Here is a 13893-nt window from a genome sequence, read left to right on the forward strand (position 1 = left end):
CCGCCCTGGGTCTCGGGGCCCCGGAGATGGGTAAAAGAGACGGGGCCCCGCCGGTGCCCATCAGGACGCGCCTCGCGCGGCCGCCGGCCGGGTGGTGCGGGCGGCGGCCGCGCCCGCGGCGAACGGCTGCCCGGACTTCTCGTGCTCCCCGTGCTCCCCGTGCTCCTCGGGCTTCCCGTGCTCCCCGGGCTCCCCGTGCAGGTAGCGGCCCAGCGCGGTGAGCGGGAACACCTGCCGGTACAGGTGGTAGTTGATGGAGAAGTCCCAGGGGAAGCCGGTGCCGGTGAAGTGCGGCTCGTCCCACGAGCCGTCGGCGAGCTGCGTGTCCACCAGGTAGCCGATCCCCCGCTCGACCGCCGCGCCGTCCCGCTCCCCCGCCGCCAGCAGGGCCAGCAGCGCCCAGGCGGTCTGGGAGGGGGTCGAGTCGCCCTTGCCGGCCCAGGAGCGGTCCTGGTAGGAGCGCTGGTCCTCGCCCCAGCCGCCGTCGGCGTTCTGTACGGACTCCAGCCAGGCCACGGCCCGCCGGACGGCCGGATGCGCGGGGGCGATTCCGGCCGCGGTCAGGGCGGGCACCACCGAGCCGGTCCCGTAGACGTAGTTGGTGCCCCAGCGGCCGAACCAGCAGCCCTCGGGCTCCTGTTCGGCGAGCAGCCAGGCGATGCCCCGGCGGGCCCGCGGGTCCCCGGTCCTGCCCTCGGCGGCGAGCATCTCCACAACATGGGCGGTGACGTCGGCCGACGGGGGGTCGATGACCTCGCCGAAGTCGCAGAACGGCAGCTTGTTCGGGAGGGTGCTGGTGTTGTCGGCGTCGAAGGCGCCCCACGCCCCGTTGCGGGACTGCATCCCGAGGGTCCAGGCCACACCCCGGGCGACGGCCGCGTCGAGGCGCGCCGGGTCCGGGTGGCGGACGCGGCGCAGGGCCAGGACGACCTCGGCGGTGTCGTCGATGTCGGGGTAGGTGTCGTTGTGGAACTCGAAGGCCCAGCCGCCGGGGGCGAGCCCGGGGCGGCGCACCGCCCAGTCGCCGGGGCGGTCGATCTCCTCGCCGAGCATCCAGTCGGCGGCCCGGACCAGGGCGGGGTGGTCGGCGGGCAGGCCCGCGTCGGCGAGCGCGATCACGGCGAGGCAGGTGTCCCAGACCGGGGACTGGCAGGCCTCGACCATCCGTACGGGTGCGCCCTGCGGGGTGTCGGTGTCGCCGTCTGGCCCCGCGGGCCCGTGGCGCCAGACGGCGAACCGGTCGAGCGACTCCAGGCCGGCCCGCATCACGGGGTGGCCGAGGTCGTAGCCGAGCAGGTGCAGGGCGATGACGGAGTACACGGCGGGTGGCTGGATTCCGCCCCAGCAGCCGTCGTTCTCCTGGCGCTCGATGATCCAGCGGGCGGCGGCGGCCATGGCGGCCTTGCGCAGCCGGCGCGGGGCCACCTTCCGGTACAGGTGCAGGCCCTTGTCCATCCGCTGGAAGGCTCCCTCCCAGCTGAGGGGCCGCGCCATGGGCGTGCGGGGGAAGGGGGTGCGGGCGTCGGTGTGCAGCTCGTCGAGCGTGAAGGGGGCGGGCCGTACGGGGCGCTGGGCCGAGACGACGGTCAGCGGCACGATGGTCTGCCGGGCCCAGCAGCCGAAGTCGTAGATGTTGAGCGGTACCCAGCGGGGCAGGAGGACCAGCTCGGGCGGGAGTTCGGGCAGGTGGTCCCAGCTCCACCAGCCGAACAGGGCCAGCCAGATCCGGGTGAAGACCCGGGCCGCGGCGATCCCGCCGTGCGCCCGGATCCAGGCGGAGGCCCGGGCCATGTGCGGGGCGTCCGGTGCGTCCCCGGCCAGTCGCAGGGCGACGTAGGCCTCGACGGTGGCGGACAGTTCGGGCGGGCCGCCGTGGAAGGTGGCCCAGGTGCCGTCGGGTTGCTGCTCCCCGCGGATGAAGCGGGCCGCGGCGGCGGTGGTGGCCTCGTCGCGGATGCCGAGGAACTGGCGCAGCAGCAGGTCCTCGGCGTCCATGGTGACGTTGGTCTGCAGGTCGCCCTTCCACCAGCCGGCGGCGTCCTGCCGGGCCAGCAGGTACCGCGTCGCCCGGGCGGCGGCGTCCTCGGCCCCGCGCCGCGCCGGGCCCGGTCCACCGGCCGCACCGTCCGCATCCGCACCGTCCGCGCCCGGCCCATCCGCACCCGGCCCGTCCGCACCCGGTCCGGCCGGGTGCCGGGCGGCCGGACCGGACGACGCCCCGCCGGCCACGCCTCCTACGCCGGCGCCGCTCGCCCCGCCGGCGCCGCTCGCCTCGCCGTCGTCGGTCGTCGCTGTCATGGCTTCCCCTTCGTGCAGTCGTTGCCTCTGCTGTGCTGGGGTCTGCCGTCGGCCGGAGCCGCCGATTCGTCAATCGGCGGCTCCGGTCGGCGACTTGCGCGTCATATCCACCGGCGCGTGACGGCTGCGGTGGTCACTTCTTGCGGACGACGACGAAGTCGGCGAGGGCGACCAGGGCCTCCCGCACCCGCTGCGGCACGTCCACCTCGTCCAGTGCCCGGACGGCGACGGCGTGCTGGCGGCGCGCCTCGTCCTCGGTCCAACGGCGGCCGCCCGCCTGCTCGATGAGGGCCGCGCGGTGGGCGAACTCGGCCTCCGAGAAGTTCTCGAAGTCGCTGCTCTTGGCGTCCTCGGCCAGCAGCCGCGCCAGCTCCTCCGAGGCCGGTCCGCCCGCCGCGAGCGCGGCGACCACAGGCAGGGACTTCTTGCGCTGGCGCAGGTCGCTCCAGGTCTGCTTGCCGGTGGACTCCGGGTCGCCCCAGATGCCCAGCAGGTCGTCCACGGCCTGGAAGGCCAGGCCCAGGTGGTAGCCGTACTCCTCCAGCTTGTCGGCCTTGCGGTCGTCCGCCCCGCCGAGCACCGCGCCGATGGAGATGGCGCACGCGAGCAGCGCGCCGGTCTTGTTGCCCTCCATCTCCAGGCACTCCTCGACGCTGACGCGCTCGCGGTGCTCGTAGGAGATGTCCTGCGCCTGTCCGTCGATGAGCTTGCGGCTGGCGGTGGTCAGGCGGCGCGTGGCGCGGCCCGCGTCGACCGTGCCGAGCTCCAGCAGCACCTCGTTGGCCAGGGCGAAGAGGGCGTCGCCGACGAGGATGGCCTGCGCCGGTCCGTGGACCTTCCACACGGTGTCGCGGTGGCGGCGCTGCTCGTCGCCGTCCATCAGGTCGTCGTGCAGCAGGGAGAAGTTGTGGACGAGCTCGACGGCGACCGCGCCGGGGATGCCGACCTCGGCGGGGACGCCGGCGGCCTCCGCGGAGAGCAGTGCGAGGGCGGGGCGCACGGCCTTGCCGCTGTCGGCGTCCGCGGGGTTGCCCTGGGCGTCGATCCAGCCGAAGTGGTAGGCGGCGACGGTGTCCATGGGCGGCGCGAGGCGCTCGACGGCCGCCCGGAGCGCGGGGGTCGACAGCGTGCGGCCGCGCTCCAGGAGCGCGAGCGTGTCCGCCGCCCCGCTGCCACCGGTGTGCGCCGCGTTCTCGGCAGCCGGATTCCCCGGGTTCACTGGCTCTCCTCTGGTTCCTGTACGTGCGGCGGCTGCGCCGGGCGTACCGGGCGTGCTCGTGGTGGGCGTGTTGATGGTGGTCATGCCGAGCTCCTGCTGGGGGTTCCCCCTGTGGAGCTGGGGGGAAGACTGGTGCGGTGGCGGCCGAGCGCGGCGAGTGCGGCCTGGGCCGCGGCGGAGCCGCTTCGGACGGCGCCCTCCATGGTGGCGGGCCAGCCGGTCGCGGTCCACGCCCCGGCGAGGTAGAGCCCGGGGGCGTCGGTGCGCGGCCCCGGGCGGAGCCGGCCCACGCCCGGGGTGGGGGCGAACGTCGCCGTCCGCTCACGGGTGACGAAGAAGTCGCGGATCTTGGCGCCGCGCGCGGCGGGCAGCAGCCGCTCCAGTTCGGGCAGGTACTTCGCGCGCAGCACGGAGACCGGCTCGTCGATGTCGTCCTGCGCGGCGGACTGCGACAGCGCCAGGTACTGGCCGCCGTCGGTGAGCCCGGAGGCGTCGGTGCGGTCGAAGACCCACTGGACCGGGGTGCCGAGGGCCGCGAAGAAGGGCCGGCGCAGCACCTTGCGGTCGTAGACGACGTGGACGTTGAGGATCGGCGCGGTGGCGATGTCCAGCAGCTTGTCGGGGTCGGCCAGGGCGCCGTGCGGCAGCAGGCCGTGGGCCTCGCGCTGCGGTACGGCGAGCACCACCGTGTCCGCGGCCAGCGAGTCGTGCTCGGTCTCGACCCGCCAGCCAGTGCCCCCGGTACGGGAGGCCTCGCCGGTGCGGGTGACGGAGGTGACGCGGGTGCGCAGCGCGATCCGTACGCCTGCCGCCTCCAGGGCCTTGCGGGCGAGGGTGTCGTGCAGGTCGCCGAGCGGTACCCGGGCCCAGCCGATGTCGGCGGCGCCGGGCTCGGAGAGCAGACCGGTCTTGAAGACCTTGGCGGCCAGGCCCAGGGACGACTGCTCGGCGGTGGCGTTGAGCGTGGCGATGCCGACGAGGTCCCACAGCGCCTCGACGGCCCGTCCGGACTGCCCGTAGCGGCCGAGCCAGGTGGCGAAGTCCAGTCCGTCCAGTGCGGGGTCGGCCGGGTCGAGCCTGCGCAGCGCGAGTGCGGCCCGGCCGACGGAGGCCCGCTCGGCCAGGGACAGGTGCGGGTAGCGGGCCAGGGAGCTCGCCAGGTGCAGGGGTACGGGCAGCGCGGTGCGGCGCAGCCGGCCCAGCCGGGGGCCCTTGGGGTGGGCGGCGTCCAGGACGGGTACGTCGAGCCGGTCCTGGAGCGGGGCGAGGGCGGCGCCGTCGATCCGGTCGAGGAACCCGCGGTAGGCGGTGCAGCAACGCAGGTACACGTGCTGGCCGTTGTCGACGGTCAGCTCGCCGCGCTTGAAGGAGAACGCCAGCCCGCCGAGCCGGGGCCGGCCTTCGAGCAGGGTGACCCGCAGTCCGGCGTCGGCGAGTTCGAGGGCCGCCGTGACGCCGGCGAGTCCGCCGCCGACGACGACGGCCGTCCGCTGCGCGCTCATGCGGCCGCCCCCGCTCGCCGGTCCGTCGCCGGGGCGCCGGCACCGGCCTGCATCCGGATGCTCACAGGCTCCGCCTCCTCGTGCTCTGGCGTGAGATGGTGCGCGCGTCCAGGCCCGACAGGCCGCGCACGGCGACGTACGCCTTCTCCCGCACGGGCAGCGAGACGCGGCCGCGCAGGACGGCCTCGGGCTCGCGCTCGATGCGGTCGAGCAGGCGCCGGTAGATGCCGGCCATGGCGGCGACGCAGGCGCCGCTGCGCCGGTCGAGCATCGGCAGCAGCCGGTAGCCCTCGACGAACAGCGCCCGGGCGCGCCGGACTTCGTGGTGGACGAGACCGGCGAAGTCGGATCCGGCGGGCGGCCGGTCGCCGTGGAAGCCGCCGGAACAGCCGAACTTGGCGAGGTCCTCGGCGGGCAGGTAGGTGCGCCCGTTGGCGGCGTCCTCGCGGACGTCACGCAGGATGTTGGTGAGCTGGAGGGCCAGACCGAGCGTGTCGGCGTACTCGGGTGCGCGGTCCGCCTCGCGCGCGCCCGGTGTCGTACCGAAGACACCGAGCGAGAGCCGCCCGATGGCCCCGGCGACGCACCGGCAGTACTCCTTCAGGTCGTCCCAGGTCTCGTACTCGACGCCGCGTACGTCCATCAGGACGCCGTCGATCAGCTCGTCGAGCCCCTCCAGCGGGATGGGGAAGCGGCGTGCCGCGTGGGCGAGGGCGACCGCGACCGGGTCGGTGTCGTCCTCCTCGACGCGGCCGTCGCGGATCCGGCCGAGCAGGGTGCGGGTCTCCTCCAGCCGGGCGAGCTTGGCCTCGGGTGCGAGCGTGCCGTCGCCGATGTCGTCGACGCGGCGGGAGAAGGCGTAGAGCGCCGACATGGCGTGCCGCTTGTCGGCGGGCAGCAGCCGGATGCCGTAGGCGAAGTTGCGCGCCTGGGATCCGGTGACCGCCTCGCAGTAGCTGTAGGCGGCGACCACCGGTGCGGACGCGTGGTGAGGACCCTCCACGGTCGGGCTCACCCCTTTCTCGGCGTTGGGCGCAGGACGGCGGCCATCTCGCGGAGCAGACCGGCCTTGGTGGGCTTGGGCGGGCCGGGAGCCACGTCGAACCCGGCGGCGGTGATCGCGCCCAGGGCGGCGCGCCCTCCTCCCACGAATCCCGCGAGGAGCAGTCTGAGGCGGCCGTGCACGCTGTGCACGAGCGGGGTGCCCTCGTCCAGCAGGTCGTGGGCGCGCTGCGCCTCGAAGGCGACCAGGGCGCGCACCGACGCGCCGGCGGTGGGGGCCTTGAGGTCCGCCTCCGTGACGTGGAAGCGGCGCATGTCCTCGGCGGGGAGGTAGATCCGGTCGCGGCCGAGGTCCTCGGTGATGTCCTGGAGGTGCTCGACGATCTGGAGGGCGGTGCAGATCCGGTCGGAGAGCCGGACGCGTTCGGGGGTGCTGGTGCCGGTGAGCGCGAGGACCAGGCGGCCGACGGGGTCGGCGGACAGCTTGCAGTAGGCGAGCAGGTCGTCGTAGGTCTCGTAGCGGGTGGTCAGCTGGTCCTGGCGGTTGGCCTCGATCAGGGCGAGGAAGGGCTCGGGGGTGAGTGCGTGGCGGCGTACGACGGGCTGGAGGGCCTGCAGCAGCGGGTGGCGGGGGGTGCCGTCGAAGACCCGGCGCAGATCGGCCTCGAAGGCGTCGAGCAGCACGAGCCGGTCCTCGGCGAGGTCGCCCTCCACACCCAGGCGGGCCGCGTCGCCGCCACCGGGTGCGAGGTCGCCGTCGCCGATGTCGTCGACGAGGCGGGCGTAGCCGTAGACGGCCATGAGGCCGTCGCGCCAGGCGCGCGGGAGGAAGGCGGGGGCGACGGGGAAGTTCTCCGCGGCGGCCTTGTCGAGGGTGGTGCGCGGGTCGGCCGCGGCACGCGGGTCCGTAGCCATTGCCGTCACATCTCCCGTTCTACACTGCCGACCCAATACATCCCATTTCGGACACGCCGCCGGAGTTTTCGTCCGCAGATGGCGCGATTGAGCGGACCGCTCCAGCTTACGTTGTACAACGCCGACCGCCCGTAGCGGGTGTTCGCCCCGCCACGGGATGTCGCGGCCCGCACGGCGAGACCCCCGCCGCGGTGCGGTGGGGGTCTCGCCGTGCAGGCGTACGGAACTAGTGGCCGGTCTCGCGCTCGTACGCGGAGACGACTTCCTCCGTGGGCCCGTCCATCAGCAGCTCGCCCTTCTCCAGCCACAGCACCCGGTCACAGGTATCGCGGATGGAGCTGTTGCTGTGGCTGACCAGGAAGACCGTACCGGCCTTCTTGCGCAGCTCGCGGATCCGCTCCTCGGAGCGGATCTGGAACTTGCGGTCGCCGGTGGCCAGGGCCTCGTCGATCATCAGCACGTCGTGGTCCTTGGCGGCCGCGATGGAGAAGCGCAGGCGGGCCGCCATGCCGGAGGAGTACGTGCGCATCGGCAGGGAGATGAAGTCGCCCTTCTCGTTGATGCCCGAGAAGTCGACGATGTCCTGGTAGCGCTCCTTGATCTGCTCGCGGGACATGCCCATCGCGAGTCCGCCGAGCATGACGTTGCGCTCGCCGGTCAGATCGTTCATGAGTGCGGCGTTGACGCCCAGCAGCGAGGGCTGGCCGTCGGTGTAGACCTTGCCGGACTCGCAGGGCAGCAGGCCCGCGATGGCCCGCAGCAGGGTGGACTTGCCGGAGCCGTTGGAGCCGATGAGGCCGATGGCCTCGCCGCGGTACGCGGTGAAGGACACTCCGCGCACGGCGTGGACCTTGCGCACGCCGGGGGCGTCGCCCTTGCGGCGGATTATCTTGCTCAGCGCGGCGGTGGCGCTGCCCTTGCCGCCGCCGCCGGCGTTCACGCGGTAGACGATGTGGACGTCGTCCGCGATGACGGTGGGGACGCGCCCCTCGGTGTTGTCAGCCACGGCCGTAACGCTCCTCAGCCTTCCAGAAGTACACGAAGCCGCCGAGGCCGATGACCACGGCCCAGCCGACGGCGAAGGCCCAGACGTGCGGCGGCAGGTTGGACGCCGCGTAGTCGTCGATGAGGGCGAAGCGGACCAGGTCCATGTAGATGGCCACCGGGTTCCACAGCAGGACGTCGCTGATCCACTGCGGCTGGTCCTTGAGGTAGGCCGCGATCGGGAACATGACGCCGGAGGCGTACATCCAGGTGCGCATCACGAACGGCATGAGCTGCGCGAGGTCGGGGGTCTTGGACCCCAGCCGCGCGAAGATCATCGCCAGGCCCGTGTTGAACAGGAACTGCAGGGCCAGCGTCGGGACCACCAGCAGCCAGGACAGCTTCGGGTAGTTGCCGAAGCTGACCGCGATGATGAAGACGACGATCATCGAGTACAGCAGCTGCTGGAGCTGCTGCAGCGAGAACGAGATCGGCAGCGAGGCGCGCGGGAAGTGCAGTGCCCGCACCAGGCCCAGGTTGCCGGAGATCGCCCGTACGCCCGCCATCAGCGAGCTCTGGGTGAAGGTGAAGACGAAGATGCCCATCATCAGGAAGGGCACGTAGACGCCCTCGGGCATCTCCCGCCCGGCGCCGAGGATCAGGCCGAAGATCAGCCAGTAGACCACCGCGTTCAGCAGCGGGGTGGCGACCTGCCAGACCTGGCCGAGCTTGGCCTGGCTGTACTGGGCCATCAGCTTGGCGCGGGAGAAGGCCATGATGAAGTGGCGCCGGCCCCAGAGCTGCCGCACGTACTCGGCCAGGCTGGGCCGGGCACCGCTCACCGACAGGCCGTACTTCCTGGCGAGCTCCGCGGGGGTCAGGCCCTCGTCGGCGGACGGCGGCTTGCTCGTGGCGAGGGCGCCGTCGTGGGTTGTGTCACTCACAAGAGAAACTTTCGTCTTCAAGGTGCGGCAGGAGAGGTCCGGGCCGGGGGCCTCGGCGGCGGTGGGGTCCGGGTCCGGGAGACCCGGTGCCCATGCTCCCAGACGCGAGCTTGTCAGATCACAGGCGGTCGGCCCAGCCGGGTCAGCCGCCACACGGTGCGCCACTTCATGGGGTGCCGGGGACCGCACGGGGTCGCCCAGCCCTCCTTGAAGCCGCCGAACCAGGCCTTGAGCGCGGGCGCCGAGGGCCGGCGCAGCAGCGTCAGCAGCAGCCAGACGCCCAGGTAGGCGGGGACCAGGGGGGCGGGCAGGTTGCGGCGGGCCAGCCAGACCCGGTTGCGGGCCACCATACGGTGGTAGACCGCGTGCCGCGAGGGTGCGGTGGTCGGGTGCAGCAGCACCATGTCCGCCCGGTAGTCGATCAGCCACCCGGCGTCGAGCGCCCGCCAGGCCAGGTCGGTCTCCTCGTGCGCGTAGAAGAACTCCCCGGGCAGCACTCCGACCTGCTGGAACACCTCGGTCCGCACGGCGTTGGCGCCGCCCAGGAAGGTGGTCACGCGGGAGGAGCGCATCGGGTCCGAGGCGCGCAGCCTCGGTACGTGCCGGCGCTGGGTGGCGCCGGTGTCCGGGTCGGCGATGCGGAAGCTGACGATACCGAGTTCGGGGTCCTCGGTGAACGCCTGCCGGCACAGCTCGGCGGTGTCGGTCCGCTCCAGCAGGCCGTCGTCGTCGAGGAAGAGCAGCACGTCCACGTCGCGGCCGCCGGGGCCGAAGGCCTCGATGCCGACGTTGCGGCCGCCGGGGATGCCGAGGTTCTCCGGCAGCTCGACGGTACGCACGCCCGGCGCCAGGCCGGCGAGCTCGGGCAGCTGCACGCCCTGCCCCACGACGACCACCTCGACGGGGTCGCCGTCCTGCCGGGCCACCGAGTCGAGCAGCGCCTTGAGCTCGTCCGGGCGGTTGCCCATGGTGATGATCACGGCGCCGAGCCGCATCGGCGCCGTCACTTGAGCCTGCTGGAGGCGAGCACGGACACCAGGTGCAGCACCGTCTGCAGCAGCGCGATGCCGGCGAGCACGGCGACACCGATCCGCTCGAAGAACAGGTCGCCGCGGATCTGGTCGGCGACGGCGAGCACCAGGATGAGCAGGGACGCCTCGATGCCGAGGATCAGCCGGTGGAACTTCAGCGCGGCGGCGGCCCGGCGGGCGAGCGCCATGCCGGAGGAGCGCGGCTCGGCCGCGGCCTCCTTCACGGGCGGCAGCCCGCCCTGGTGCCGGGCGACCCCGACCAGGTCGGTCTCGGCCTTGATCAGGATCGCGCCGAGTGCCGCGAGGGTGCCGAGGAAGGCCCACAGCCAGTCGATGCGCCCGCCGCCCCACAGGTCCGCGGCGCGCAGGCCGAAGCCGGCCAGGACCGCCGCGTCGCACAGGTAGGCGCCGACCCGGTCCAGGTACACCCCGGACAGCGAGAACTGCTGCTTGTAGCGGGCGACCTCGCCGTCGACGCAGTCGAGCAGCAGGTAGAGCTGGACCGCGACCACGCCGAGGACGGCGCCCCACACGCCCGGCACCAGCAGGGCCGGGGCGGCGAGGACACCGCAGAGGGTCATCACGTACGTCAGCTGGTTCGGCGTGACCTTGGTGGTGACCAGGAAGCGGGTGATGCGCAGGGAGACCTCGCGCATGTACAGGCGACCGCCCCAGTGCTCGCCACTGCGCCGGTCCTTGACGCCCGGCGGGTGAACGACGGGCCGGAGTTCAGCTACGGATGGTCTGGGCATAGTCGGCGTAAGCGTCCCTGATCTCGGCGGTGGACAGGTTGAGGTGCTCCAGGATCGTGAAGCGTCCCGGGCGGGTCTGGGGGGCGTACTCGACGGCGGCGACGAACTCCTCCGCGCTGAAGCCGATCTCCTCCGGCAGGACGGGCAGGCCGTGGCGGCGCAGCACGTCGGCGAAGAGCCCGGACTGCTCCTTGGCGCCCCGCAGGTACATCGCGAAGGCGGCGCCGAGGCCGACCTGCTCGCCGTGGAGCGCGGAGCGCCCCGGGTGGAGCAGGTCGAAGGCGTGGCTGATCTCGTGGCAGGCGCCGGAGGCCGGGCGGGTGTCACCGCTGATGGACATGGCGATGCCGGTGAGGACCAGCGCCTCGGCGAGGACGGTGAGGAACTCGTCGTCCCCGCAGCCGCCGGGGTGGCGCAGCACGGACTCGCCGGCGGTACGGGCCATGGCGGCGGCCAGTCCGTCGACGGCCTCGCCGGTGACCTCGTGCGAGAGCTCCCAGTCGGCGATGGCCGAGATGTTGGAGAGCGCGTCGCCGATGCCGGAGCGGACGAACCGCAGGGGCGCGTCACGGATCACGTCGAGGTCGATGACCATGGCGATCGGCGTGGGGACGCCGTAGGAGCCGCGGCCGTTGTCGTTGTCGAGGGTCGCCACCGGCGAGCAGATGCCGTCGTGGGCGAGGTTGGTGGCGACCGCCACCATGGGCAGCCCGACCCGCGCCGCGGCGTACTTCGCCACGTCGATGATCTTGCCGCCGCCCAGGCCCACCACGGCGTCGTAGCGCCGTCCCTTTATGTCGTCGGCGAGCTTGACCGCGGAGTCGATGGTGCCGTCGACGACCGGGTACCAGTCGGCGTGCGGCAGTACGGGCTCCAGCTTGGTGCGCAGCGTCGCACCGGAGCCGCCGCTGATCGCGATCGCGAGCTTGCCGGACGCCGAGATCCGCTGGTCGGCCAGGAGGCCGGCCAGGTCGTCCATGGCGCCGCGGCTGATGTCGACGACGACGGGGGAGGGGATGAGCCTCGTCAGTACTGGCATGCGATGGACCGGCCCTTGGCGAGGTCGTCGTGGTTGTCGATCTCGACCCACTTGACGTCGCCGATGGGGGCCACGTCGACGGTGAAGCCGCGGTCGACGAGCTCCTGGTAGCCGTCCTCGTAGTACAGGTCGGGGTCGCGCTCGAAGGTGGCCTTCAGGGCGTCGGCGAGCTCCTCGGCGGCCTCGGGCTCGATCAGGGTGACGCCGATGTACTCGCCGGTCGCGGTGGCCGGGTCCATCAGCTTGGTGATCTTGCAGACGCCCTGGCCGTCGGCCGTGATGACCTTCATCTCCTCGTCGGCCAGCTGCTTGACCGCGTCGAGGGCGAGGATGATCTTCTGGCCGTTGCCGCGGGCGGCGAGCAGCGTCTTCTCGACGGAGACCGGGTGGACGGTGTCGCCGTTGGCGAGGATCACACCCTGCTTGAGGACCTCACGCGCGCACCACAGGGAGTAGGCGTTGTTCCACTCCTCGGCCTTGTCGTTGTCGATCAGCGTGAGCTTCAGGCCGTACTTGGCCTCCAGGGCCTCCTTGCGCGCGTAGACGGCCTCCTTGCGGTAGCCGACGACGATCGCGGCCTCGGTGAGGCCGACCTCGGCGAAGTTGCCCAGGGTGAGGTCGAGGACGGTCAGGCTCTCCTCGTCCCCCTCGGGGCCGACGGGCACGAGCGCCTTGGGCAGGGTGTCGGTGTAGGGACGCAGACGGCGTCCGGCACCGGCAGCGAGGACAAGGCCGATCATGCTGGTTCTCCTTCGTCATGTACGGCGGGTGCTCCGGAGGAGACCCAGAAGCGGATGCTCTCCGCGAGCACCACGATCGCCACGAACCCGGCCAGGGCCGTGAGCGCGACGGGGAAGGCGTCGCCTGTGAGGAGGGCCGCCAGGACCACGGCCACCAGGACCCGGCCCTCGTGCCCGCCGATCGTCCGCACGAGCCAGTGCGGGGGCGCCCCGGTGCCACCGCGGATGCGGTACACCGTGTCGTAGTGATGGTAGGCGACGGCCGCGATCAGGCCGAATGCCGCCGGCAGGGCCCCGGGCACGTCGGCCTTGGCGGCGAGGATCAGCACCGCGGTGTATTCGGCGGCGCGGAACATCGGCGGCAGCAGCCAGTCCAGGGCGCCCTTGAGGGGGCGCGAGACGGCCTCGCCGGAGGTCACCGCGTACAGCAGGGCGGCGCCGATCAGCGTGGGGTCGCCGTACGGGCGGCTCAGCGCGTACGCGACGAGGGCCGCGGCGCCGAAGGCGGCGACCCACACGCCGGTCGGGGAGGCCTTGCGGGACTTCGCCAGGCGGTGCGGGAGCTCGGCGAGCGGGCCCGAGTCGGTCAGGTCGTAGAGGGCCTGGGCGGCCCGGTCGGTGCGCTGCGCCTTGCGTGTCACCGAGCGCAGCACCCGGCCCGCGGTGGTGTAGAGCGCGCCGAAGGCGCAGCCGATCAGCAGGGCGTAGAAGACGATCCGCGGGGTGGTCGTGGCGGTGAGCACCGCGATCATCGCCCAGCGCTCGCCGATCGGCAGGATGATCATGCGGCGGACCCAGACGGTCCAGCCGACGCTGTCGAGGCGGCCGGACAGGGCCGCGGTGGGGCTGGTGTTGGCCGTGGCGTCGTGGTTGGCCTCGTTGAAGGAGAAGTCCACCACGTGCCGGCAGGTCATGAGGATCATCGCGCCGAGCGCGAGCGCCCAGACGTCGTCGCCGGTGCGGGACGCGCCGATGGCCAGGCCCGCGTAGAAGGAGTACTCCTTGGCGCGGTCGAACGTCGCGTCCAGCCAGGCGCCCATCGTGGAGTACTGCAGCGAGTAGCGGGCGAGCTGCCCGTCGGTGCAGTCCAGCACGAACGAGACGAGCAGCAGCACGCCGGCGGTGACGTAGCCCCAGCGCTCGCCGGTGGCGGCGCAGCCGGCCGCGATCAGCGCGGTGACCAGCGAGGCGGTGGTCACCTGGTTCGGGGTCAGGCCGCGGCGGGCGCACCAGCGGGCGATGTAGCGCGAGTACGGGCTGACGCAGAAGGTGGTGAAGAACCCGTCACGGGACTTCACCGCGCTGCGCAGGCGCACCGCCTCCTCGTCCACGGCGGCGACGGCCTCGGCCGCGCTCTCCCGCTCGGCCGGCGAGGCCGGCACGGCGGCGACGAGGGAGCCGAGCTCGGGGCGCTGCACGGGGGTACCGGCCGCTTCCAGGGCGTCGGCGAGCCGGTCGGCGTACGGG

The 13893-nt window shown here is 73.0% G+C and carries 12 protein-coding genes; all 12 read right to left on the reverse strand.

Annotated elements, in window-relative coordinates; genetic code table 11:
• Positions 1 to 60: 60 nt before the first annotated feature.
• The gene (gene shc, locus GPJ59_RS23925) at positions 61 to 2298 is read right to left on the reverse strand and encodes a squalene--hopene cyclase (RefSeq protein ID WP_258024828.1); all 2238 of its coding nucleotides are present in this window, start codon (positions 2296 to 2298) and stop codon (positions 61 to 63) included.
• A 133-nt stretch (positions 2299 to 2431) separates the two neighbouring features.
• The gene (locus GPJ59_RS23930) at positions 2432 to 3517 is read right to left on the reverse strand and encodes a polyprenyl synthetase family protein (protein WP_374200891.1); all 1086 of its coding nucleotides are present in this window, start codon (positions 3515 to 3517) and stop codon (positions 2432 to 2434) included.
• 80 nt (positions 3518 to 3597) lie between these two features.
• Positions 3598 to 5019 carry a hydroxysqualene dehydroxylase HpnE gene (gene hpnE / locus GPJ59_RS23935; protein WP_219669651.1) on the reverse strand — a complete coding sequence of 474 codons (1422 nt, stop codon included), beginning with the start codon at positions 5017 to 5019 and terminating at the stop codon, positions 3598 to 3600.
• Positions 5020 to 5080: 61 nt separating this feature from the next.
• Entirely contained in the window at positions 5081 to 6034 is a 954-nt protein-coding gene (gene hpnD / locus GPJ59_RS23940) for a presqualene diphosphate synthase HpnD (RefSeq protein WP_219669653.1), read from the reverse strand.
• Positions 6031 to 6936, reverse strand: coding sequence for a squalene synthase HpnC (gene hpnC / locus GPJ59_RS23945; protein ID WP_219669654.1), 906 nt, complete (start codon positions 6934 to 6936; stop codon positions 6031 to 6033). Before hpnC ends, hpnD begins: the two co-directional genes overlap by 4 nt.
• A gap of 226 nt (positions 6937 to 7162) precedes the next feature.
• Positions 7163 to 7942 (reverse strand): ABC transporter ATP-binding protein, encoded by a 780-nt coding sequence (locus tag GPJ59_RS23950; RefSeq protein ID WP_219669656.1) that lies wholly within the window; start codon positions 7940 to 7942, stop codon positions 7163 to 7165.
• Positions 7935 to 8864, reverse strand: coding sequence for an ABC transporter permease (locus tag GPJ59_RS23955; protein WP_219669658.1), 930 nt, complete (start codon positions 8862 to 8864; stop codon positions 7935 to 7937). The genes GPJ59_RS23950 and GPJ59_RS23955 overlap by 8 nt, the downstream gene beginning before the upstream one ends.
• A gap of 113 nt (positions 8865 to 8977) precedes the next feature.
• Positions 8978 to 9859 carry a glycosyltransferase family 2 protein gene (locus GPJ59_RS23960; RefSeq protein ID WP_258024831.1) on the reverse strand — a complete coding sequence of 294 codons (882 nt, stop codon included), beginning with the start codon at positions 9857 to 9859 and terminating at the stop codon, positions 8978 to 8980.
• Between the two features lie 8 nt (positions 9860 to 9867).
• Positions 9868 to 10647, reverse strand: a complete 780-nt coding sequence (locus GPJ59_RS23965) for a CDP-alcohol phosphatidyltransferase family protein (RefSeq protein WP_219669662.1) — start codon at positions 10645 to 10647, stop codon at positions 9868 to 9870.
• Positions 10625 to 11686, reverse strand: coding sequence for an iron-containing alcohol dehydrogenase family protein (locus tag GPJ59_RS23970; RefSeq protein ID WP_219669664.1), 1062 nt, complete (start codon positions 11684 to 11686; stop codon positions 10625 to 10627). The genes GPJ59_RS23965 and GPJ59_RS23970 overlap by 23 nt, the downstream gene beginning before the upstream one ends.
• Positions 11674 to 12426: a phosphocholine cytidylyltransferase family protein gene (locus GPJ59_RS23975; RefSeq protein WP_219669665.1), complete on the reverse strand. Its 753-nt coding sequence runs from the start codon at positions 12424 to 12426 to the stop codon at positions 11674 to 11676. Before GPJ59_RS23975 ends, GPJ59_RS23970 begins: the two co-directional genes overlap by 13 nt.
• Positions 12423 to 13893: DUF5941 domain-containing protein (locus GPJ59_RS23980; protein WP_219669667.1), on the reverse strand; the 1471-nt coding region annotated here is incomplete at its 5' end. The genes GPJ59_RS23975 and GPJ59_RS23980, both read right to left, overlap by 4 nt.

This window comes from Streptomyces bambusae, from assembly GCF_019400985.1.
GTDB classification, from domain to species: Bacteria; Actinomycetota; Actinomycetes; order Streptomycetales; family Streptomycetaceae; genus Streptomyces; species Streptomyces bambusae_A.

Coding starts and splice junctions, on each gene's coding strand:
- hpnC (WP_219669654.1), bottom strand. CDS start 6,936: ATGGCTACGGACCCGCGTGCCGCGGCCGACCCGCGCACCACCCTCGAC.
- shc (WP_258024828.1), bottom strand. CDS start 2,298: ATGACAGCGACGACCGACGACGGCGAGGCGAGCGGCGCCGGCGGGGCG.
- GPJ59_RS23965 (WP_219669662.1), bottom strand. CDS start 10,647: ATGCCCAGACCATCCGTAGCTGAACTCCGGCCCGTCGTTCACCCGCCG.
- GPJ59_RS23970 (WP_219669664.1), bottom strand. CDS start 11,686: ATGCCAGTACTGACGAGGCTCATCCCCTCCCCCGTCGTCGTCGACATC.
- GPJ59_RS23960 (WP_258024831.1), bottom strand. CDS start 9,859: ATGCGGCTCGGCGCCGTGATCATCACCATGGGCAACCGCCCGGACGAG.
- hpnE (WP_219669651.1), bottom strand. CDS start 5,019: ATGAGCGCGCAGCGGACGGCCGTCGTCGTCGGCGGCGGACTCGCCGGC.
- GPJ59_RS23975 (WP_219669665.1), bottom strand. CDS start 12,426: ATGATCGGCCTTGTCCTCGCTGCCGGTGCCGGACGCCGTCTGCGTCCC.